The sequence below is a fragment of the Cellulomonas sp. PS-H5 genome, assembly GCF_019265565.1.
GTDB lineage: Bacteria > Actinomycetota > Actinomycetes > Actinomycetales > Cellulomonadaceae > Cellulomonas.
The window spans coordinates 34,003-56,879 of record NZ_JAHVCI010000001.1; the positions used below are offsets into that span (position 1 = coordinate 34,003).

Here is a 22,877-nt window from a genome sequence, read left to right on the forward strand (position 1 = left end):
CCCGTCGTTGGGTGCGGTCGAGCGTCGTGCCGGGGGTCGGCACGATGGAGGACAGGTGTGGGGTCAGGGGTCGGCGCCGGCGGCGCCCGCTCAGCTCCGCGCCAGCGTCTCGTTCTGCGACACCGGCACCGCGCCGGTCCCGGCGGTGCTGTCGTCAGGGCCGGGGTCCGTGGGTCGGCCGCGCCGGGCGCCCTTCATCAGCAGCCCGACGATCGACGGCCGGCCCTGGACCTTGTTGTAGACGTCGAAGGCGACCGCGGCGAGCAGCACCAGGCCCTTGATCATCTGGGTGCTGTCCGAGCCGACGCCCATGAGCTGCAGGCCGTTGTTCAGCACCGCCATCACCAGGCCGCCGATGAGCGACCCGACGACGGTGCCGACACCGCCGGAGACCGCCGCGCCGCCGATGAACACCGCGGCGATCGCGTCGAGCTCCCAGTTGGTGCCGTCGAACGGCCCGGAGGCGGTCGACCGGCCGATGAAGACGATGCCGGCCAGCGCCGCCAGCACGGACATGTTCATCATGACGAAGAAGTTGGTCCGGCGGATGTTGACGCCGGACAGCGCCGCCGCGACCTTGTTGCCGCCGACCGCGTACACGTGCCGGCCGGTGATGGTGCGGCTCGAGACGAAGCCGTACAGCAGGACCAGGACCCCGAGGATGACGCCGGAGACCGGGAACGACGTGCCGACGCGGCCGCTGCCGAACAGGACGGTGGCGTAGGCGATGACGGCGCCGAGGGCGACCATCCGCGTGATCGACACCCACAGCGGGACCGGGGTGCCGCCGAGGCGGCGGGCGGACCGGCGCTTGCGGAGCTCGCCGTAGACGACGCCCGCGACGGCCAGGATGCCGAGCAGCAGCGTCCAGTTGTTCAGGCCGGTGTTCGGGCCCCACTCGGGCAGATAGCCGGCGCCGAGCGTCTGGATCTCCTCGGGGACCGGGACGGTGTTCGACTTGCCGATGTACTGGTTGGCGCCGCGGAAGAACATCATCCCGGCGAGCGTGGTGATGAACCCCGGGATGCCGACGTAGGCGACCCAGAACCCCTGCCAGGCGCCGATCACCGCCCCGACGGCCAGGCCGAGCAGGATGCCCGCCCACCAGGGGATGCCCCAGTCGCGGATCGCCAGCGCCACGATGATGCCGACCACCGCGGCCACCGACCCGACCGACAGGTCGATGTGCCCGGCGATGATCACCAGCACCATGCCGATCGCCAGGATCAGCACGTACGAGTTGCCGTTGATGATGTTCTGCGCGTTGGTCGGCGTGAGCACCTTCCCGCCGGTGGCGATCTGGAAGATGATCACCAGCGCGATCAGCGCGAACACCATGCCGAACTGGCGGGCGCCGCCGCCGAACAGCTGCTTGAGAGACGTCATCGTCCGGTAGTCCTTCGTCGGGTTCCGCTGGATCAGTTCGTGAGCGCCGGGCTGGTGCCGGTCATCAGCCGCATCAGCGACTCCTGGTCGGCCTGCTCCCGGTCGAGGACGCCGGTGACCCGGCCCTCGAAGATCGTGTAGATCCGGTCGCACAGGCCGAGCAGCTCCGGCAGCTCGGAGGAGATGACGACGACGCCCTTGCCCGCGTCGGCGAGGCGCTGCACGAGGCCGTAGATCTCGTACTTCGCGCCGACGTCCACGCCGCGGGTCGGCTCGTCGAGGATGAGCAGGTCCGGCTCCGGGAACATCCACTTCCCGAGCAGCGCCTTCTGCTGGTTGCCGCCCGACAGCTTGGCGACGCCCTGCCGGACCGACGGCGTCCGGATGTTCAGCGACTTCCGGTAGTGCTCGGAGGCCAGGAACGCCAGGTCGGTGTCGAGGACCCGGTGCTTGGTGATCCGCCGCAGGTCGGCCGACACGATGGTGTCGAGGATGCTGTCCAGCAGGTTGAGGCCCTGGACCTTCCGGTCCTCCGGGACGTAGGCGATCTTGTGGTCGATGGCCTGCTGGACGGTGTGCAGCTCGACCGGCTCGCCGTCGATGAGGATCTCGCCGCCGCGGAACCGCCCGTACGACCGGCCGAAGATCGACCGCGCGAGCTCGGTGCGCCCGGCGCCCATGATCCCGGCGAAGCCGACGATCTCGCCGTGCCGGACCTCGAACGCCGAGCCCTTGCAGACCATCCGGTCCGCGACCGTCGGGTGCTCGACCCACCAGTCCCGCACCTCGAAGAACGTCTCGCCGATGTTCGGGGTGTGGTCCGGGAACCGGTGGTCGAGCGACCGGCCGACCATGCCGCGGATGATCCGGTCCTCGTCGACCTCGCCCGCACCGGCGTCCAGCGTCTCGACGGTCTTCCCGTCCCGGATGATCGTGATCGAGTCGGCGATGGCGGCGATCTCGTTGAGCTTGTGGCTGATCATGATGCTGGTCATGCCTTTCGCGCGGAGGTCGCGCAGCAGGTCCAGCAGGTGCGCGGAGTCCTCCTCGTTCAGCGCCGACGTCGGCTCGTCGAGGATGAGCAGCTTCACGTCCTTGGCCAGCGCCCGGGCGATCTCCACGAGCTGCTGCTGGCCGACGCCGATGTTCTTGACCTGCTCGTCGGGGGAGATGGTCAGGTCGACTCGGGCCAGGAGCTCCGCCGCCTTCTCGCGGGTGGCGTCCCAGTCGATGCCGAGCGGCCCGGCGACCTCGTTGCCGAGGAAGATGTTCTCCGCGATCGACAGCTCGGGGATGAGCGCCAGCTCCTGGTGGATGATCACGATGCCGGCCCGCTCGCTGGACTTGATGTCCTTGAACCGGACCTCCTCGCCCTGGTAGACGATCTCGCCCTCGTAGGTCCCGTGCGGGTAGACGCCGGACAGGATCTTCATCAGCGTCGACTTGCCGGCGCCGTTCTCGCCGCAGATCGCGTGGATCTCGCGCTCGCGCACCGTCATCCGGACCTGGTCCAGCGCCTTCACGCCGGGGAAGGTCTTGGTGATCGACCTCATCTCGAGGACGACGGGGGTGTCCAGCATCGTGCCTGCTCTCTGTGCCGCGCTGCACGGCCGGCGTCGGTGCCGGTCTGTCGAGCTCGCGGTGGACGCTAGGACCGGCCCGACCTTCCCGTCAACCTCTGAAGGCAATCAAGGGGCAGCGTGTTACTGAATCGCAACCGGACGCGGGTCAAGCGGTAGGGATCTGGGCGAACCGGGGCGAGGTGGGCGCTTGCTCGGGCCCAGTGGCGGCATTGCCCACAACTTCTGAAGGCAATCGCGTTCGGCGGTTGAAGCCGGGCTAGCGCGTCGCCCACGCCGGGCGCACGGCCCGCGTGGCCCCGGCGATGGCCCCGATGATCTCCTCCGGCGCCGACGTCGCCGCGTCGAACGACCCGTTGTTGCGGCCGTGCCGCAGCACCTCGATGCGGTCGGACACCGCCCGCAGGTCGGCCAGGTTGTGGCTGATGATCACGACGCCGAGGCCCATCTCGCGCAGCCGCTCGACCAGCATCAGCACCTCGGCGGTCTGCACGACGGACAGCGCGGCGGTCGGCTCGTCGAGCACGAGGATCCGGGGCCGCGTCGTCAGCGTCCGGGCGATGGCGACGGCCTGCCGCTGCCCGCCCGACAGCTCGCGCACGGGCGTCCGGACCGACGGCACCGTGATCGTCAGGTCCCGGAGGATCTGCGCGGACGCCAGCTCCATGCCGTCGATGTCCATCGGGCTGCGCTTCGACGCGCGCAGCTCGCGGCCGAGGAAGATGTTCGCCGCGACGCTGAGGTTCTCGCACAGCGCGAGGTCCTGGAACACCGTCGAGATGCCGAGGGCGTGGGCGCCGGCGGGGTTGGGGATGGCGACGGGGTCGCCGTCGATCTCGATGGTGCCGCTGTCGGGCTGGAGCACCCCGGAGATGATCTTGGCGAGCGTCGACTTCCCCGCCCCGTTGTCGCCGACCAGCGCGACGACCTCGTGCGCGTGCACGGTGAGGTCGGCGTCGGTCAGCGCCTCGACGGCGCCGAACCGCTTGGTGACCTTGCACAGGGCGAGCAGGGGCGGGCCGCCGGGCTTCGATCGGCCCTGCTGCTGCGTCGTCGTCCACTCCACGTCGAGTGCCACGGTCTCAGTCTCCGTCCGGCCGGGCGTATGTGGGGAGGGTGGTGCGGGTGTTTTCCAGCGCGAGCAGCACCGCGCCCATGACCTCGGCGTTCGGGCCGAGCTCCGCGGCGACCACCTCGAGCGGCGCGATGTGGTTGAGCGGCACCCGGCGGCGGATGGCCTCGCGCATCGGGCCGATCAGCAGCTCGCCGGTCTCCGCGAGCTCGCCGCCGACCACGACGCACTGCGGGTTCACGGCGATCGCCAGGCCCGCGACGACGGCGCCGATGGTGGCGCCGGCGTCCTCGACGACCTGGCGGCAGCCGGGGTCGCCGTCGTTGGCGAGGGCGACGATGTCCCGGAGGGTCAGGCTGCCGCGGCTGGCACGGAGGACCTCGATGAGCGCCGGGGCGCCGACGACGGTGTTGAGGCAGCCGCGGCTCCCGCACAGGCAGACGTGGCCCTGGGCGTCGACCTGGACGTGGCCGATCTCGCCCGCCGTGCCGGCGAACCCGCGGTGCAGGTTCTGGTGCAGGGAGATGCCGGCGCCGGTGCCGTGGGACGCGCGGACGTAGACGGAGTCCTGGAAGTGCCGGCTCGCGCCGAGGCGGCTCTCGGCGAGGGCGCCGAGGTTGGCGTCGTTGTCGACGAACACCGGGACGCCCAGGCGCTTCGACATCACCTGGGCGACGGGGGCGTCGTCCCAGCCGCGGAGGATGCCGGGGACCGAGACGGTGCCGGTCGCGGCGTCGACCGGGGCGGGGAGGCCGATGCCGATGCCGAGGAGCTCGGTCATGTCGGCGCCCACGCGGGCCAGGAGCTCGACGATGAGGAGGGCAGCGCGGTCGAGGCTGGTGTCGGCGCGGTGCTCGTGGGGGAGGGGGAGGGCCTGCTCGACGAGGACCTGGTGGGCCGAGTCGGTAAGGGTGATGCTCATGTGGCGGGTGCCGACGTGGACGCCCGCCGCGAGGCCGGTGCGGTGGACCATCGTGACGAGCATGGCGCGGCGGCCGTTGTGGACCGTGGCGCGGACGTCGACCTCGCCCGCTTGTTGGAGCTCGCGGACGATGTTGCTGACCGTGGCGGCGCTCAGGCCCGTGGTGGAGGCGAGCTCGACCTGGGTGAGGCCGCCGTAGCGGCGGATGGTGTCGACGACCGTGGCGCGGTTGGCTTCGCGCAGGGCTGTTTGGGAGCCGGCCATGTGGGTGAGGCCTCCCGATCACTCCGCCGTGGTTGAAGGGAGAGTACTCCGGAAGATCCGCCCGCTTGCATCATCGGCCTCTTCAACGAAGCCTTCCGCCTCCAGGCAGGCCCACCGGCTCGGCTGGCCCGCGAGCCCGCTCGTCGCAGCACGCCTGGCTCGACGAGATGTCCCGTGATTGGTGCCCTCTCGAGGAGCCGCCGGGCACATGACCAGTGACCCGCTTGGGTGAACGCATCGAAGTGCCGCCCGCTGCGCGTCTTGCGCAGCTAGCGTGAGTTCCTAACTCAAGGTTGTCGTAACTGGGGACTCCGATCACCTCGACGGCTCCTGGAGCCGGGCTAAGCGCTTCGGTTTGGCACCGGTCGACTGGAATGCAATCGTAAGAAGCGAGGAAACGCGTGCACATCAAAGCATTCCGAGTCGAGAACTTCCGGCGCTTAAGAAATGTTCGAGTCGACTTGGAGAGGGACCAAACGGTCTTTGTCGGCGCAAACAACAGCGGAAAGACTTCGGCTACGCACCTGTTCCAGCTGTTCCTTGGTCAGCAACCGCGCCCACCGTTTCAGATATACGATTTCACGGCGGATTGCTGGGCGCGCTTCAATGCGGTGGACGCGGACCCATGGACCGAGTTGCCTAAAATCACTTTCGATCTTTGGTTCGACGTCGACGAAGACAACCTCCACCGCGTCCTCGAACTGCTACCAAGCCTCGACTGGAACGGCGAACCGGTCGGCGTGCGGATGGTGTACGCGCCCAAGAATGCAATCGCGCTCATCGAGAACTACAAGGAGGCGCGCGCCAAGGCGCATGCCACAACCGCCGGAGCTTCCACATCTTTCCGGGCATGGCCACAATCAATGGTCGATTATCTCGACAAGCGCCTCCCGCAGGAGTATGAGATAAAGTACTTCTCTCTGAATCCGGCGCGATGCGACGCTGACCTGATGCTCGAGGAGGGATATGACCCTTTCTTCCTGGGCACACACGGTAGCGGCGCATCGAAGATTGTCGACTCGATCGTCCGGGTGGACTTCCTCAACGCGCAGCGCCACCTGTCTGATGCTGACTCCCGAGGCCGCAGTGAAGACCTTTCCAAGCGGCTCAGTAGATTCTACGCCCGGAATCTCGACAAGATGGACACAGATCTCGACGCGCTCGGGGCCATCGCAGAATCAGAAGATCGGCTCAATGATCACTTCGCCAGGGTGTTTGGGCCGACCCTGGATCGCCTCGCAGAGGTGGGATATCCGGGGGTCGCGAACCCAGGCTTGGTCGTCAAAGCTTCGTTCAATGCTTACGGAATCCTCAGCTCCAGCGCTCGGGTGCACTACGCGCTCCCGAGCGCGGGAGGGGCCGCGGCGGTCGAACAGATGCTACCCGATCAATACAACGGTCTCGGCTTCAAGAACTTGATATTCATGGTCGTGGAGGTTTTAGATTTCCACCAGGCCTGGAGCGAATCCCAGCAGGACCGACCGCCGATCCACCTCGTGATGATCGAAGAGCCCGAAGCCCATCTTCACGCGCAACTGCAACAGGTTTTCATCAGGAAGATCCTCGACATCATCCCAGAGGTCGATCCTGACTTCCAAACGCAACTGGTGGTGACAACTCATTCGCCGCACATAGTATACGAGAGCAACTTTCGTCCGATCCGCTACTTCTCTCGTGTGGTGATGACTGAAGGCTTGCAGTGCAGCGACGTCAAAAACCTCTCGAGATTCTATGACGAAGAAGAGCTCGCTACCCGCGACTTTCTCCAGCAGTATATCAAGTTGACACACTGCGACCTATTTTTCGCCGACGGCGCCGTACTCGTCGAGGGCAATGTCGAGAGACTTCTCCTGCCGCTTGTCATCGAACGTTTCGTTCCAGCCCTTCGGTCCTGCCACCTCACAATCCTCGAAGTTGGGGGCGCCTTTGCATTCAAGTTTGAGAAGCTAATGACGTTTCTTGGATTGCCAACTCTGGTCATCACGGACCTGGATAGCGTACTTGCTCGCGTGCCGTCTGCCGAAGGCGAAGCAGAGGAGGATGACGCATTGAGCCCAGGGAAGGCCTGTACGGTTCATACGCCTGGAGCGGTGACTTCGAACGCGACGCTCAAACAGTGGCTGCCGCAAATCAGTTCCATCCAGGAACTCCTCGACGCGGATAACGATCTCAAGGTGTCCGGTCATGGGAGCGCTCCGTCCACCCCGGTTCGCGTTTCGTACCAAACCCGCGAGACGGTGTCTTGGCAAGGCGCATCGGAGGACCGAGCCGGTCGAACTCTTGAAGAAGCATTCGCGCTGCAGAATCTCGATTGGACCCAAGGGGAAGAAGGCAAATCGCTGGGCCTGAGAATTCGTGGGTCATCCGAGCTCTCGATCGAGGATCTCCATGACGCAATCTTTAAGCGAGTCAAGGGATCGCATTTTGACAAGACGGCGTTCGTCCTCGGAGTTGTTGCTTCCGTCATGCACGAGTGGAAAGCGCCCGCGTATCTGACAGAAGGGCTGGAGTGGCTGCGCGACAGACTCGAACCACTGGTTCGAGGAGAACTCGCGGAACAAACTAGCGAAGACGGTGAGCGGTGATGTCGAGGATCTCCACGCCGGATACCGCAGCAGATCGCGAGATCAGAGCCATCCTAGATCGAACCGAGCTCACCGGATTTTCGGTTATCGCGGGGGCTGGATCCGGGAAGACCACCTCATTGGTGAAGGCACTGGCATACGTGACTCGAACTCGCGGCCCCCTTCTTCTCGCAAAGAAACAACGCGTTGCTTGCATAACCTACACTGAGATTGCGGCAAGGGAGATCCGCGACGAGATCGGCAACGACCCGCTGGCGTTCGTCTCAACCATCCACAGCTTCCTTTGGCACCTGGTGAAGCCATTCCAAGCTGACGTTGCGGTGTGGGTCGCGGCGCGGATCGTAGAGCAGATCGATCAGATCCTCGAAAAGCAAGAGCAATACACGGCGCGGACGCGTGACAGCACCAAGGAGCGCGATGCACAGGATCTCGTCAAGAGGCAGAGGCAGCGCGAGGCTATCGTCAACGTTTCCCGATGGACATATGGGATCGGGTCCGACTACGCACGTGGCGTTGTAGGTCACGCCGACGTGATCAAGATGGTTCCGGAACTGATCATCGAGCGCCCGATGTTGGCGCGGCTTCTCGCTCGACAATTTCCGTTCGTGCTCGTGGACGAAAGTCAGGACACCTTCTTCGAGGTCGTACGTGCGCTGAAGCACTCATGGTCTCTGGCCGGGGGCAAGATGTGTTTAGGTTTCTTCGGCGACCCAATGCAGCAGATCTACCAGCAGGGCGTCGGGGCGGTGTCTCACGAGGAAGGCTGGGTCAGGGTCGACAAGCCGCAGAACTTTAGGTCCTCGCGTCGAGTCTTGGAATGCGTCAATGCTGTACGTGCCGATGGCGACGCTCTCGAGCAAATCAGTGGACGGGAAAACCAGCCCGAAGGCGACGCTTACTGTTTCGTGCTGCCGTCTGATGAGAAGCGCAGCGAGCGGCTGGAAAGTGTGCGGGTGTGGCTAGACCGCAACAGTGGCCAAGGGAACTGGACCCGGGGCGCGCACGATGGCGGCGCCAAAATATTGATGATCGTACACCGAATGGCGGCGCGTCGCCTGGGTTTCGGCGCGCTGTACGCGGCGTTCAGCGACAATAAGGCCAATTCACTCGATCAGGCTTTCAGTGAAGGTGTAGCCTGGCCGCTCGCGCCATTCCGGGACGTGATTCTACCGCTGTGTCAATCCGAGAGTGCATCCTCTCCCGAGCTGGTGGGTGTGCTGCGAGACAAGAGTCCAGCTTTTCAGCGAGGTCTGGCGGCGGGGCATGCGAAGTCGGCGTTGGCTAGTAGTAGGGCGGCGGTAAAAGACCTGCGACGGATGTCGGAGAATCCGGAGACTGCGACCCTCGGCGAGTTGATTCGGTTTGCGGCAGATCGCGCCATCGTCGAACTGGATCCTCGTCTGGCCGCGTATCTGTACCCAGGCGGCGATCAGGACGACATTGTGCTCGAGCCGGAAACGCTTGCAGTGCTCGACGCAATGAGTAAGTGTTCACTGTCAGAACTCGTCGGATACTACAAGTACATCAACCAGCAGTCACCCTACTCCACGCAGCACGGAACTAAAGGCGCTGAGTTCGATCGAGTCATTGTTGTCCTTGATGATGAGGAGGGGAAGTTCAGCCTCTACTCGTATGAGAAGTTGTTTGGGATTTCAGAGCTTTCGCCGACCGATGTCGCGAATCAAGCTGCCGGCTCCGACTCTGCCGTCGAGCGCACTCGCCGACTTCTGTACGTCTGCGTGTCAAGGGCGCGCTTGGCGCTTTCGATAGTGTTGTTCGCTCCGAATGTGAAACTCGCCTCAGAGTCATTACGGGCCAGTTCTCTAGGTGCGACGTTGAAGTTCGTGCACGGCGGGGATCTCGATCTACCCATGTAGGGGCGAGATATCCGCCGATGGGCACGGTCGTGATGCTCGACGTCTCGGAGGCAGGAACGCTGCACCAAGTGCGGCGAACCGAGGCGTGTTCGACGGAGCCCGCGAGCGTTCACTCGTACGGCGCACTGAATCACGCCGTTCGGGTGAACCGGCGCTGCATGAGGGCGAAGGAGACACAATTGCGCCGTGCCACAACGGCATCCGCCATAGCGTCCGCGTGACGAAGGGTGGTGCCAGGTGGCTGTCTGGTGGGTAAACCAGGGATCGACTTTCGCGGCTTCGGTCAAGCAGGAGCTCCTGTGGTCGCCCGACAGTGCGGTCCCGTCCCACTGGCGGCACATGCGCGAGGTCCAGGTCGGAGATTTGGTGATCCACTACGCCCAGGGGGTGCGGGCGCTGGGAGTCGTCATCGCCGATGCGCGGGGATGGCCTCGGCCGAAGGGGTTCAACAGCGACTGGGACGACGCCGGTCTCATGGTGCGAGTCGACTACCGAGTGTTCGACGATCCGATCCCCCTCGCGGAGATGCCGGTCGAGCTCCGCACTGATCAGATCTTCGAGGGGCCGTTCAACAAGAACCATGGGGTCAAACAGGGCTACCTCTGGGCGGCAACGACCGAGATCTACGACTGGGTTCTCGAGCGTGTTGGTGGTCCAGCTCCGGCGGCCGCGGACGGTTCGTCCGGGGGAGGCTCTACCGGACCGGGACAACCGGAGGGCCAGACCCATCACTACAGCGGAACCGTCGATGTCGTGTTCGAAGGGGTCGCGCGCGGTGAGCAAGCGGCTCTACGTCGCTTCCTCTTTGGCACGGCAACGGTTGCTGAGTGCGCTGTGTGCGGGCGGTTGCTTCCGGTGAGCCTTCTGCGGGCTGCGCACATCAAGCGTCGCAGTGCGTGCAGCGACGATGAGCGGCGCGACTTCCGTGCGGTGGCGATGCCCGCCTGCGTTCTGGGATGTGACGCCCTGTTCGAGCTCGGGTGGATCAGCGTGGACGGTGCGGGCGTCGTGGTTGCGGTGGGCGAACTCAGCGGTGATGCCGAAGCAGCCCGGGCTCTGCTCATCGGTCGAACCTGCAAGGCGTTCTCGGATTGGACCGCCCCGCACTTCGCGTGGCACCTCTCGAAGGCGTCCGACTCGGGTCTGTCGCCGGAGTTGGTGGCCATGGCGCTGCCGGAGGGTGCGGGCTCACCCGAGGTCGAGCTCGCGCGGTAGGTCCCGCTCAGTTGGTGGAGACGCCGATTCGGTCGAGCAGGCGCGCTGCGCGCCGAACGGAGCGTTGACCGCCGGCATGTGTCGTCCTAGCGTCGACACCGACCGCACCGCCCCTCCGGGCCCCCGACCCCGTCCACGTCACGCGCCAGGGTCGCCGCGCCGCGGGACACCGACGTCCCAGGGGGCGGCGCCGGCCGACGTGGACAAGGGGGAGTCACATGCGCATGCGTCAACTCCGTCGCGGCCTCGTGGGCGTCGTCGCCCCGCTCGCAGTCGCCGCACTGCTCGTCTCGGGCGGCCCTGCCGCTCTGGGAGCCGATGACACCACTGACCGTTGGGGTGGTGACAAGGGAGGCGGGCACCACGACAGGGCCACCATCACGTCCGAGCCGTGGGGGACCTCCGAGGACGGCACCGCCGTCGAGCGGTACACCCTCAGCAACCGCGGCATGACCGTCCGGATTCTGACCTATGGCGGCATCATCCAGTCGCTCGAGGTCCCGAACGGCCGCAAGGACCCGGTGAACGTCGTCCTCGGCTTCGCCGACCTGCAGGGCTACCTCGACAACAACAACCCGGGCCCGTACTTCGGCGCGCTCATCGGCCGGTACGGCAACCGCATCGCGAACGGTCAGTTCGAGCTCGACGGCACCACGTACCAGCTGCCGATCAACAACGACCCGAACAGCCTGCACGGCGGCTTCAACGGCTTCGACACCAAGGTATGGACCGCGACGCCGATCCAGAACAGCGGCACCGTCGGCCTCCAGCTCAACTACCTGAGCCCCGACGGCGAGGAGGGCTACCCGGGCAACCTCGACGTCCAGGTCACCTACACGCTGACCCGCGACCAGAAGCTCGAGATCCACTACACGGCGACGACGGACGCGCCGACGGTCGTGAACCTGACGAATCACACCTACTGGAACCTCCAGGGCGAGGGCACGTCGTCGATCCTCGACCACGAGCTCACGCTGCCGGCGAGCGGCTACACGCTGGTCGACTCCACGCTGATCCCGACCGGCGAGATCGCCGACGTCTCGGGCACGCCGATGGACTTCCGGTCGGCGACGCCGATCGGCGAGCGCATCCGCGAACCGTTCGAGCAGCTGCTGTTCGGGCAGGGCTACGACCACAACTGGGTGCTCGACCGGCCCGACGACGGCAGCCTCCAGCTGGCGGCGAAACTCCGTGACCCGGACTCCGGGCGGACGCTGAAGATGTGGACGACCGAGCCGGGCATCCAGTTCTACTCGGGCAACTTCCTGGACGCGACGCTCGTCGGCACCGGCGGGCACGTGTACCGGCAGTCGGACGGGCTGGCGCTCGAGACGCAGCACTTCCCGGACTCGCCGAACCAGCCGCAGTTCCCGAGCACCACGCTGCGGCCGGGGGAGACGTACGACACGACGACGGTGTTCGACCTGTCGCGCGGGCGGCGATGAACTGACTCGCGAACGTCCCGGTCGGAGGACAGCGCCGTGCGACACCGTCTCCCGATCGGGAGTTGATCCGCAGCGGTCGAGCGGAGCCGTGACACAAGGCCTCGCGCCAGAACGGGGCGCAAAGCGACGTGGCGCACGACACGTGTCTGGCAGCCTGCGCCGCACGGTCACCATCTGCGAGTGGGTAGGCTCATCAACCGTGATCACAGGCGAGTTGAAGAGCAAGGTCGATCGAGTCTGGGACGCCTTCTGGTCCGGCGGCATCTCGAACCCGCTGGAGGTGATCGAGCAGATCACCTACTTGCTGTTCATCCGTCGCCTCGACGATCTGCAGACCGCCGAGGAAAACAAGGCCAACCGCCTTGGCACTCCGGTCGAGCAGCGGTTCTTCCCCGAGGGCAACGCCCCAACCGGAGTGTCGTACGCGCATCTGCGCTGGTCGTACTTCAAAGATCAGGCGCCGCAGACGTCATTCGACCTGGTGGACAAGCACGTCTTCCCGTTCCTGCGCACCCTGGGCGCGGACGGCTCGACGTACGCTGCCCACATGGAGGGCGCGCGCCTGACCATCCCGTCACCGGGTCTGCTCGCGAAGGTCGTCGACCTGCTCAGCGACGTGCCGATGAACCGCCGCGACACCAATGGGGACTTGTACGAGTACATGCTCGGCAAGCTGGCGGCGTCGGGCCAAAACGGCCAGTTCCGCACGCCGCGGCACATCATCGAGCTGATGGTGCAACTCACCGCACCCTCCCCGCAGGACGAGATCTGCGACCCCGCCTGCGGCACGGCGGGCTTCCTGATGGCTGCGAGCGAGTACGTCCGTGAACACCACCCGGCAGTGCTGACCGACAGCGCCCAGCGCAGCCGGTACCACTCGTCGATGTTCCACGGGTACGACTTCGACCGCACCATGCTGCGCATTGGGAGCATGAACATGCTCATGCATGGCGTCGAAAAGCCGGACATCCGCTACCGGGACTCGCTGTCGGAGGCGGCCGGCGGCGACGAGGGCAAGTACTCGCTGATCCTGGCGAACCCACCGTTCGCCGGCTCGCTCGACTACGAGGCCGTGAGCAAGGACCTGCTCAAGGTCGTCAAAACCAAAAAGACCGAATTGCTCTTCCTCGCGCTCTTCCTGCGGCTGCTACAGCGTGGTGGACGGGCTGCCGTGATCGTGCCCGACGGGGTGCTGTTCGGTTCGTCCTCGGCACACAAGACGCTGCGAAAGACCCTCGTCGAGGATCACAAGCTCGACGCGGTGATCAAGTTGCCCTCGGGCGTGTTCAAGCCGTACGCCGGAGTTTCGACCGCGATCCTCGTATTCACGCGGACTGACTCCGGCGGCACCGACGAGGTGTGGTTCTACGACGTTCAGGCCGACGGATTTTCGCTCGACGACAGGCGCAACCCTGTCGAGGCGAGCGACCTGCCGGACGTGCTGGCCAGGTGGACAGCGCGTACGACGACGGAACGCGACCGGGCTCGAACCGAGCAGTCCTTCGTAGTTTCGAAGGCCGACATCGCAGGACAGGGGTACGACCTGTCGCTCAACCGGTACAAGGAGACCGTGCAGGCGGATGGAGAGCACCGGATGCCGGCGGAGATCATTGCGGACATCAAAATCCTCAACGAGGAGATAGTCGAAGGTGTCGAAAGCCTTGAGGCGATGCTCGGATGATCGCCAGCGCGCCCCTGGGGGAGCTCTGCGACATCGTGATCGGACGGACTCCTGCTCGGGCCAATCCGGCGTACTGGGGCCCTGGCGAGCCGTGGCTCTCGATTGCCGACATGAACCAGGGCCTCGACATTGTGACAACGAAGGAGCAAATAACCGCAGCCGGTGCAATCGGCGGGAAGCGCGTACCTCCAGGAACGGTGCTGATCAGTTTCAAGCTGAGCATAGGCAAAGTTGGCATCGCCCGCGTGCCGCTATTTACCAACGAAGCGATCGCGGCGCTGCCGATCAGAGATCCCGCACGCCTGGATCCTGGCTATCTTGCTCAAGCTCTTGCAGTTCTTGACTGGGCCGGTAATTCGAACAGAGCGGCAATGGGGGCTGTGCTCAACAAGGCAAAGCTGCAGGTGATCCCGGTTCCGTTGCCGCCCATCGAGGAGCAGCGGCGGATCGCGGCGATTCTAGACCAGGCGGAGGCGATATGCTCGAAGCGGCGCCTGGTTCTTGCTCGCCTCGACGCTCTCACCCAGTCGACCTTCCACGCCATGTTCGCCGGCACCCCAAAGCGCTCGCGACTCAAGGATATGGGGGTGGACTTCCTCAGTGGGAAGAACGTCTTGGGTTCCGACACCGACGCACATCCCGTCAACCGTGTAATCAAAGTCAGCGCGATCTCCGGCGGCCGATTCGTGCGAACCGAGTCCAAGCCGATGCCCCGCGACTACAGCCCGCCGGCCACTCATCGACTGCAGAGAGGTGACGTTCTATTCGGTCGAGCGAGTGGCTCGCTCGACCTCCTGGGTGCGACTGCCCTCGTCGATGTTGACCCTGGAGAACTTTTCCTACCGGACAAGGTCTGGAGGCTCGAAACGAAGCCGGGAGCCGTCGTTCTGCCCGCATTCATACTAGCGGTGTTGCGTTCGCCAGAGGCGCGGGCCTTCATTCGCCACCGCGCGAGTGGTGCGGCAGGTGTCCGGAACATCAGGAAATCCGAGCTGCTAGAGTATTTAGCGCCACTGCCACCCCTTCCTCTTCAGCGGGAATTCGAAGCTCGATCCGAGGCGATTAATGCCCAGATTGCACTAGTGCGAGGCGCGCTCGCGGCCGACATCGAACTTTCAGAGTCCCTCCGGTTCCGTGCTTTCCGGGGCGAGCTGTATTGATTTTCGAGGTAAGGGCGACGGGCCTGGGGTCCCGCATTGGTGACAGTTCCTTCATCCGGTAATTCAGGCGGTCTCGCAAGGCATGGACTGGGGTCGCCGGGCCCTTTACTCGGTGTCGCTCGATCTCGTCGGGGTGTGTGAAGCGCTCCGCGTGCTTCAGTGCAGGAGACGGACAATGTCGCTGCGGAGAACCGAGCGGACTCGGCAAAGTCCGCCCGGCTTCCGGAGACGTTGCGCCGAGGCGTGGTCCGCATCACCGATGCCGGTCGAAGGTTCTTGGCAAGACACCCGCAAGGTTTCGCGCAAGGCGACCTTCAAGCACCTCCCGCCTAAGACGAGTAGGAATCGACGCGACGTGCGTCCGTCACCATCAAGGACGAGGCGCCTGCAGATGCCGCCGACGTCACCAGTGACCCGGGCGAACTGCTCGACGCCGCTGAGTCAGCCACCTAGCAACCGCCCCCGACCTGCTCCAGAGGCTCCGCGATGGGGACGGGCAGTTCTTCGAGTGCACCCTTCGTCGGCTTCTCACCGCTATCGTTTGCGGCACGGATCGCGCCAAACTGCGCACCACGCGCTCCGGCGACGGCGGCGTCGACGGCGTCATCAACCGTCACGCGCTTGGCTCGGACCTGATCCACCTCCAGGCCGAGCGGTTCCGCGAATCTCCGTAGGCAGTGACACCCTGCGAACCGGTCAGGCTCGGTCGACATCCAGCGGGCGAGCGTCGGGGTCTTCTTCACCACGAGCCGCTTCGCGAAAGACGCTGAAGATGCCGCGGATCGGAGCAGCACGAGTGTCGTGCTCGTCGACCGGCGGGAGTTCGCCAAGCTCATGATCCGCTATCGGGTTGGGACCCAAGTCCGGCGAACCGTGCAAATCGTCGTGGTCGACGAGGACTTCTTCGTGTAGGCCCGCACTCCCTCACCTCGCCTCCAGCACTCCGCGTCCGGGTTCTGCCATGCTTCGGGTGATCGATGACGGCGCCGCACTCAGGGGAGCATGTGACCAACTTCGGGTTCTTGAGGGACGAATTTCCGTCGGTGTTCACGGAGGCCGCCCGCGCCGAGCAGTTCGCCAGGGTGGACCCGCGCACGTCGTGCTTCTACTCGCGACGCGCCCTTGAGGTCGCCCTCGCCTGGGTCTTCCAGTACGACGCCTCCCTGAAGCAGCCCTACAAGGCGGATCTGTCGGGGATGATCCACGAGCCGACCCTTCGACGCCTCGTGGGCAACGATGTTCAAGCGAAGATGGAGATCGTCCGCAAGAAGGGCAACTCCGCCGTCCACTCGACACGACCCGCTTCGGCGCAGGACGCGGTCGCGACCCTGCAGCAGCTCTTCCACGTCCTCTACTGGTACGCCCGCACGTACACCCAGCGCCCGGGGAGCGTGCCGGCGAGCCTGCAGTTCGACATCGCCTCGCTGCCCGACCCGGCGGCGACGAAGGTCAAGACTCAGGCGCAGCTGTTGTCCCTCGCTGCCGACCTGGAGAGCAAGGACGGGCAGCTCGCGGCCGCCGCAGCGAAAACCGCAGCCCTAGAGGCGCAGCTCGCGTCCGTGCAGGCGCAGGTCGCTGCCGCCAAAGCCGCGAACCAGACTCTCCCGGACGCCCACGATTACGACGAAGCCACAACCCGTGATCTGTTCATCGACACGCTGCTCGAAGAAGCGGGCTGGACGCTCGACGCCGTCGATGGGAGCGCGGCGTACACGATCGAGCACGAGGTCGCCGAGATGCCTAACGCCCAAGGCGTCGGGTTCGTCGACTACGTGCTCTGGGGCGCCGACGGGCGTCCGTTGGCCGTGGTGGAGGCCAAACGCACGCGCAGCAACCCTCAGGTGGGGCAGCAGCAGGGCAAGCTCTACGCCGACTCGCTCGAATCCCAGTACGGGCGCCGCCCGGTCGTCTACTACACCAATGGCCACGTGCACTGGATGTGGGACGACCACGCCGGTGCCGGCTACGCGCCCAGAAAGGTCGCGGGCTTCCGCACGCAGGACGAGCTGGAGTACCTCGTGGGACGGCGCGGGAGCCGCACGAGCCTGCTGACATCGCCGATCAACGAAGAGGTCGCCGGGCGGTATTACCAGCTGCGCGCGATCCGGGCGATCGATCGTGCGTTCGAGAAGGACAACCAGCGCGAGGTGCTTCTGGTCATGGCGACGGGGTCGGGCAAGACCCGCACTGTCGTCGCTCTCGTCGACCAGCTCATGAAGGCCGGCTGGGCGCGGCGGGTGCTGTTCCTCGCTGACCGGGTGGCACTCGTGACTCAGGCGGTGAACGCGTTCAAGGAGTATCTTCCGGACTCGTCACCGGTCAATCTCGTGACTGAACGGCATGGTGAGGGGCGCGTCTTCGTCTCCACATACCCGACGATGATGAATCTCATCGACACTCGGTCGGAGGGCACCCGCAAGTTCGGACCCGGGTTCTTCGACCTAGTCATCATCGATGAGGCGCACCGGTCGGTCTACCAGAAGTACCGAGCGCTGTTCGACTGGTTCGACGCGCTGCTTGTGGGCCTGACTGCCACACCGAAGGACGAGATCGACCGCAACACGTACGAGCTGTTTCACCTCGAGAACGGCGTGCCTACCGACACCTACTCCCTGGAGCAGGCCGTGGCTGACCAGTACCTGGTGCCGCCCACGCCCATCTCGGTACCGCTGAAGTTCCAAAGAGAGGGCATCCGGTATGCCGAACTCTCCGAAGCGGAGAAGGACGAGTGGGACGACCTGGAGTGGGGCGAGGACGGACCCCCGGACGAAGTCGATCCGGACGCAGTGAACAAGTGGCTGTTCAACACAGACACAGTCGACAAGGTGCTCCAGACCCTCATGACCCACGGCGTGCGCGTCGCGGGCGGTGACCGGATCGCCAAGACGATCATCTTCGCCAAGAACGACGCCCACGCGCGGTTCATCGCCGAGCGATTCGACCTCGCCTATCCGCAGTACAAGGGGGAGTGGGCGCGCGTCATCACCTACTCGACGACATATGCGCAGTCCCTGATCGACGACTTCTCTACACCCGACAAGGCCCCGCACATCGCGGTCAGCGTCGACATGCTGGACACCGGAATCGACGTGCCCGACGTCGCCAACCTCGTCTTCTTTAAGATCGTCCGGTCGTCGTCGAAGTTCTGGCAGATGATCGGTCGCGGCACCCGTCTGCGGCCCAACCTGTTCGCGCCCGGACAGGACAAGGAGGAGTTCTACGTCTTCGACTTCTGCCAGAACCTCGAGTACTTCGGGCAGAACCCCACCGGGCACGAGGGTTCGGTCCAGCAATCGGTGTCACAGCAGATCTTCACCGCCCAGGTCGAGTTGCTCCTTGGTGTCGAGAAGTTGACCGGCGACACTACGGCGGCCGAGAGCGACGACGGAACGACTGCGCTGCCCGCATTGCGCGAGGACCTCAGGGACGCGCTGCACGAGACGGTCGCCGGCATGACGCTGGACAACTTCGTCGTCCGCCCTCACCGACCGTGGGTAGAGCGGTTCGGCGCGCGCGAGGCGTGGGCGGGGCTCGACGAGCAGAGCGCCCGTGACGTCGTCGAGCACCTGGCCGGTCTGCCCACCACGGTCATCGACGAGGACGAGAAGGCTAAGCGGTTCGACCTGACGATGCTTAAGCTTCAGCTTGGCGCGCTCGATCCGACGCTGGCCACCGACCGGCTGCGCCGTCAGGTCCAGGCCATCGCGTCCGGCCTGCTTGAGCAGACCAACATCCCGCAGATCAAGACTCAGGCCGTGCTGCTCGACGACCTCGCCGGCGACGAGTGGTGGGTCGACGTCACGGTCCCCATGCTGGAGCTCGCGCGTCGGCGCGTGCGTTCGCTAGTCCGGCTGCTAGCGCGCACCAAGCAGCCGATCATTTACACCAACTTCGAAGACACTCTCGGGCCGTTCGAAACCGTCGACCTCGGCCGTCCGCACGTCGGCGTTGACCCCGAGCGCTTCCGCGAGAAGGCCCGCACCTACCTGCGCGCCCACGAGGATCACACCGCGCTGCAGAAGGTGCGGCGCGGACGACAGCTCACACCGACCGACCTCAAAGAGCTCGAGCGGATGCTCTCAGAGTCTGGCGCCGGAACCGACGTCGAGATCGCCGAGGCCAAGGCTTCCGAGGGCGGGCTTGGCGTCTTCATCCGGTCCCTGGTTGGCCTCGAGCGAGCGGCCGTCGAGGAGGCGTTCGCCGAGTTCCTCGCTGGGACGATCTACACGGCGGAGCAGATCGACTTCGTGCACCTCGTGGTGGAGAACCTCACCTACAACGGCGTCATGAAGGTTGACGTGCTGTGGGCGCCGCCCTTCACCGACGACGCTCCTGGTGGCCCGGAGGATGTTTTCGAGAGCGATCAGATCGACCAGATCGTCAAGACGATCCAAGACCTCAACGCTTCGGCCGAGGTCACGGCCGCGTCCTAGACGTTCGTCTCGACACGCTGCGCCCGCCCGTCCATGAAGTCCACCTCGCGCGGGTGGTCGACCAGCGAGAACGCCACCGACGCTGGTCACCTGCACCGGCTACCACGTCACACTCCGCCTCCAGACCCACGTGCCCTGTGCCCGCACCACGGGCTGGTGCATCGCCAGCTCACGGATCGCGCGTCGACATCCGCGGGGACGTCGCCTGGCCCTCGGGGAATGATGCACCCACGCCGGCTCACGCTCGCGTCGAGGCACCTAGAACGCGCCGCACGAGCAGGGCACCCGCACACCCAACTCCCAGCGTCGCGATCAAGATCGCCACGACCAGCGAGACACCGGTCAGCGCCAGACCACCACGGGAGGCAGTCCCGTCGATGCTCGCGACCGCCTCAACACCCGCCTCCGGAACGGCGGGCGCAGTGCTGACCGGTTCACTCGGCGCCCCCTCAGGCGCAACACGTCCCGCCGCCTCCACCAACGCCACGCACTCGGGGTCGTCGGACGTGCTGGCGAGCGCGGTACCCACCGCCGGTCCACCGCCCGGCCCCACCCCGGACAGACTCACCGTGAGCATCCCGTCTTCGGCAATCGACGGCGCGACGATCTCGGAGATCAGCCGCCCGTCCTCACCGACCTCGTGTTCGCTGGTGACGGCGTCGGACTCCGTGCCGTCGTGCCCGACCGCCCTGGTGGTCGCCGTCACCGTGCTGCCGGGGGCGAACCCCTGAGCCAGCAGCGGCACGACCTCGTGTGACACCACGTGGTCGCAGGCAGGGAACCCGTCGAGGGCGGCTCCGTTCGCCAGCGCGACCTCCGCGAAGGTCGTGCTCCCTACCGCGCTCACCACGTCGTCGGGATAGCTCCCGAGCAGTCCGTCAGGGTCCGTCACCGGATCGGGGGCCGTCCGGGCGACGGGGGTCGTGCGGCTGGTGGTGACGACCGGCGCCGCGGACGCAAGCGAGGCGCGGGCGACGGTGGCCGGCTGCGGCGTGCCGCTCGCCTGGGCCGTGGTGACGGCCTGGGCGCGGCTCGTACCCGGGACGTCGACGTCGTAGCGCAAGGTGTCGTTGACAGCGAGCGAGTAGAGCCGCGCCCCGCGCGAGTTCGGGTGGAAGCTCGCCGCGCTGAGCGGGCTGAAACCCACTTCGGTCAGCCGCCACAGGGTCGGCCCGATGATCACGGAGTCCGAGTCGCAGAAGTTGTGCCCTTCGAAGTCGTTCCGCAGGTCGGCGACGTGGACGTCCGCTCCTGCTCGGCGTGCACGGTCGTGCACGATCTCTGCGAAGGTGTCGACCTGACGACGGAGCCATCGCCGCTCGTCCCCCGAGAGCAGGAGAGGGCTGCACGCTGCGTGGGCCCGGTCCCAGTCGCTCACCAGGCGTGGGTACGTGGTCACCACCACCGCGGTGTCGGCGCTGACACGCGACCGGATCGCCTGATAGCTGCCGGTGAGCTCGTTGCCGATGAGCGCGAGCCGGATCGCCGTCCAGTCGTCCAGGCTGACGTGCGTGCCGGACGAGGTCGTGATGAAGCCGTGGTCCTGGCAGACCAGGGTGGTGAAGCAGTGCGTCACGATCGGCGCGAAGCCGAGGTCGTTGCCGCCGATGCTCAGCGTCACGAGGTCCGCGTCTCGCTTGAGGAGATCGAGCTGCAGCGGGATCTCGGGTCGTCCTCCGGACCACATCTGCTTGGGCTGCGGGGTGGTGTCGAGGTTGACGATGCGCGCTCCCGAGCACGCGAGGAACTGGAACTCGGCGTCCGTGCGCTGGGAGAGCGAGACGGTGGAGTCGGGCAGCGAGACCATCCCCGGCCACGAGCCGGTCGAGCGGTGGCACAGGTTGTCCTGCGGCCCTTGGAGGTAGGGCGGGATGCCCTCCCCGGACGCGTACGAGTCGCCGAGTGCGACGTAGGAGATGTGGTCGGCGACGCGGAACCCGCGGATGCGGGTCACCGTCCGGCCGTCGGTCAGGGTCGCCGTCACCGTGGCCTGGTGACGACCCGGCTCCAGCCCGGGGACGACGACCGACCAGCCGCCGATCGGATCGATGTCCGCGAGGACGGTACGTCCACCGACTTCGACCTCGACCGAGCGCAGCCACCCGGGCTGCGATGTGACGAGCGAGCTCGTCAACGAGGACGGGTCGAGCACGTGCACGCACGCGTCGGATCCGGCCGCGGCGATCTTGGCGAGCGCTGAGCTGGCCGAGCAGGGGAAGGTGCCGGCGCCGCTCCCGACGGCGAAGGTCCGCACTCCGATCCCGGACGCCGCGACGCGGTCCAACGTGCTCTGGCTGACGGTGGCCTGGCCGTCGGACAGGAAGAAGACCCACCGTGGCCCGCTGTACGGCTCGAGCGTGTCCAGCGCAGCCCGGACGGCGGCGTCGAAGTTGGTTCCGGCGACGACGGTCTGCGGGGCGTACTCGCCGACGAACCCGACACGCAGCGAGCTTGCGACGACGTTCACGTTCGGGATCACGTCGGTACCTGTGCCGGTGGTGCCGGGCGCGATGAACGTCGCGTTGTCGAGGGCAGCGTCGATGTCCGCGTCGGGCACCATCTGGGCAACCGCGGCAGCGGTCCCGAACGCGGTCAGCCCGACGCGGATGTGCTCGGCTGAGCCCGGGACGCCGCGAAGATCGGCGTTGAGCGCGACGACCGCGGAGATCTGGCAGTCGAGCACGTCGCCGAATCGGCCGTCGCCGTTGAAGTCGTCCAGCGCGTCGCGGATCCCGTCTCCGTTGCAGTCCTGCAGCGGCGAGCGCGTGGAGTCGGAGACGTCCACGACGAACTGGACGCGGGTGATCTGGTCGGTCGTGTCGTCGAGCCGGACCGTCCCGTGGAACGGGACGTCCCCGCCCGACACTCGCTGCTGCTCTCCTGGGAAGGCGACGTCGAGGCGGGGCGCAGGCGATGTCGGTCCGTCTGCGCGCGCATCGGTGGGGGGAGCGGCGACGACGCCGAGTCCGGCGGCCAGAGTCAGCGTCGCGAGCGCGGCGATGAAGGGTTGAGAACGCACGGGGAAGCTCCCTGCGGGACGGCGAGGACGAGGCAGGGCCGACCTGCCGTCCTCGTGGTGTGACATCCCTCGTGCGGCTGCGCGGCAGCGATGCGGCGTCGTGCCGCGTGCTCCCGCGACGAGTCGGCGGTCCTGACCTGGCGGCCTTAGCGCGGAACTCCGTCGACGTCGCGAGCGACCGGCCGGGGGACCGGTTGCTCGCCGGAAACCTAGCCAGAGCCGTACCTCGCCGTCCATG

At 66.1% G+C, this 22,877-nt stretch carries 14 protein-coding genes; 9 read left to right on the plus strand and 5 right to left on the minus strand.

The annotated features are described in order from the left end of the window. Positions 1-90: 90 nt before the first annotated feature. The 4 genes from mmsB to J5O08_RS00155 all read right to left on the minus strand — a co-directional run bounded on the left by mmsB (position 91) and on the right by J5O08_RS00155 (position 5,224). Complete coding sequence (mmsB, locus tag J5O08_RS00140; RefSeq protein WP_218704832.1) at positions 91-1,386, minus strand: multiple monosaccharide ABC transporter permease; 1,296 nt, start codon at positions 1,384-1,386, stop codon at positions 91-93. Positions 1,387-1,418: 32 nt separating this feature from the next. Continuing rightward, positions 1,419-2,966 (minus strand): multiple monosaccharide ABC transporter ATP-binding protein, encoded by a 1,548-nt coding sequence (mmsA, locus tag J5O08_RS00145; RefSeq protein WP_218704833.1) that lies wholly within the window; start codon positions 2,964-2,966, stop codon positions 1,419-1,421. A gap of 259 nt (positions 2,967-3,225) precedes the next feature. Next, complete coding sequence (locus J5O08_RS00150) at positions 3,226-4,032, minus strand: ATP-binding cassette domain-containing protein (protein ID WP_218705014.1); 807 nt, start codon at positions 4,030-4,032, stop codon at positions 3,226-3,228. Between the two features lie 16 nt (positions 4,033-4,048). Continuing rightward, entirely contained in the window at positions 4,049-5,224 is a 1,176-nt protein-coding gene (locus J5O08_RS00155) for an ROK family transcriptional regulator (RefSeq protein WP_218704834.1), read from the minus strand. Positions 5,225-5,625: 401 nt separating this feature from the next. Between J5O08_RS00155 and J5O08_RS00160 the strand changes: the two genes are divergently transcribed. The 9 genes from J5O08_RS00160 (at position 5,626) to J5O08_RS00200 (ending at position 19,620) form a co-directional block, all read left to right on the plus strand. Next, entirely contained in the window at positions 5,626-7,809 is a 2,184-nt protein-coding gene (locus J5O08_RS00160; protein WP_218704835.1) for an ATP-dependent endonuclease, read from the plus strand. Continuing rightward, on the plus strand, positions 7,809-9,686 hold the full coding sequence (locus tag J5O08_RS00165; RefSeq protein ID WP_218704836.1) for a UvrD-helicase domain-containing protein: 1,878 nt from the start codon (positions 7,809-7,811) through the stop codon (positions 9,684-9,686). Before J5O08_RS00160 ends, J5O08_RS00165 begins: the two co-directional genes overlap by 1 nt. Before the next feature lie 237 nt (positions 9,687-9,923). Beyond that, positions 9,924-10,901 carry an EVE domain-containing protein gene (locus J5O08_RS00170; protein WP_218704837.1) on the plus strand — a complete coding sequence of 326 codons (978 nt, stop codon included), beginning with the start codon at positions 9,924-9,926 and terminating at the stop codon, positions 10,899-10,901. 224 nt (positions 10,902-11,125) lie between these two features. Further along, a complete protein-coding gene (locus tag J5O08_RS00175) occupies positions 11,126-12,346 on the plus strand; it encodes an aldose epimerase family protein (RefSeq protein WP_255589044.1) in 1,221 nt (406 codons plus the stop codon). 199 nt (positions 12,347-12,545) lie between these two features. Continuing rightward, entirely contained in the window at positions 12,546-14,027 is a 1,482-nt protein-coding gene (locus J5O08_RS00180) for a class I SAM-dependent DNA methyltransferase (protein ID WP_218704839.1), read from the plus strand. Further along, positions 14,024-15,187, plus strand: a complete 1,164-nt coding sequence (locus tag J5O08_RS00185; protein ID WP_218704840.1) for a restriction endonuclease subunit S — start codon at positions 14,024-14,026, stop codon at positions 15,185-15,187. The genes J5O08_RS00180 and J5O08_RS00185 overlap by 4 nt, the downstream gene beginning before the upstream one ends. A gap of 536 nt (positions 15,188-15,723) precedes the next feature. Further along, on the plus strand, positions 15,724-15,861 hold the full coding sequence (locus J5O08_RS21815) for a restriction endonuclease (RefSeq protein WP_374225903.1): 138 nt from the start codon (positions 15,724-15,726) through the stop codon (positions 15,859-15,861). Between the two features lie 37 nt (positions 15,862-15,898). Then, complete coding sequence (locus tag J5O08_RS21820) at positions 15,899-16,099, plus strand: restriction endonuclease (RefSeq protein WP_218705016.1); 201 nt, start codon at positions 15,899-15,901, stop codon at positions 16,097-16,099. A 92-nt stretch (positions 16,100-16,191) separates the two neighbouring features. Continuing rightward, positions 16,192-19,620, plus strand: coding sequence for a DEAD/DEAH box helicase family protein (locus J5O08_RS00200; protein ID WP_218704841.1), 3,429 nt, complete (start codon positions 16,192-16,194; stop codon positions 19,618-19,620). 238 nt (positions 19,621-19,858) lie between these two features. Here J5O08_RS00200 and J5O08_RS00205 read toward each other — a convergent pair whose 3' ends face one another. After that, positions 19,859-22,876, minus strand: coding sequence for a GDSL-type esterase/lipase family protein (locus J5O08_RS00205; protein ID WP_218704842.1), 3,018 nt, complete (start codon positions 22,874-22,876; stop codon positions 19,859-19,861). Position 22,877: the final 1 nt, after the last annotated feature.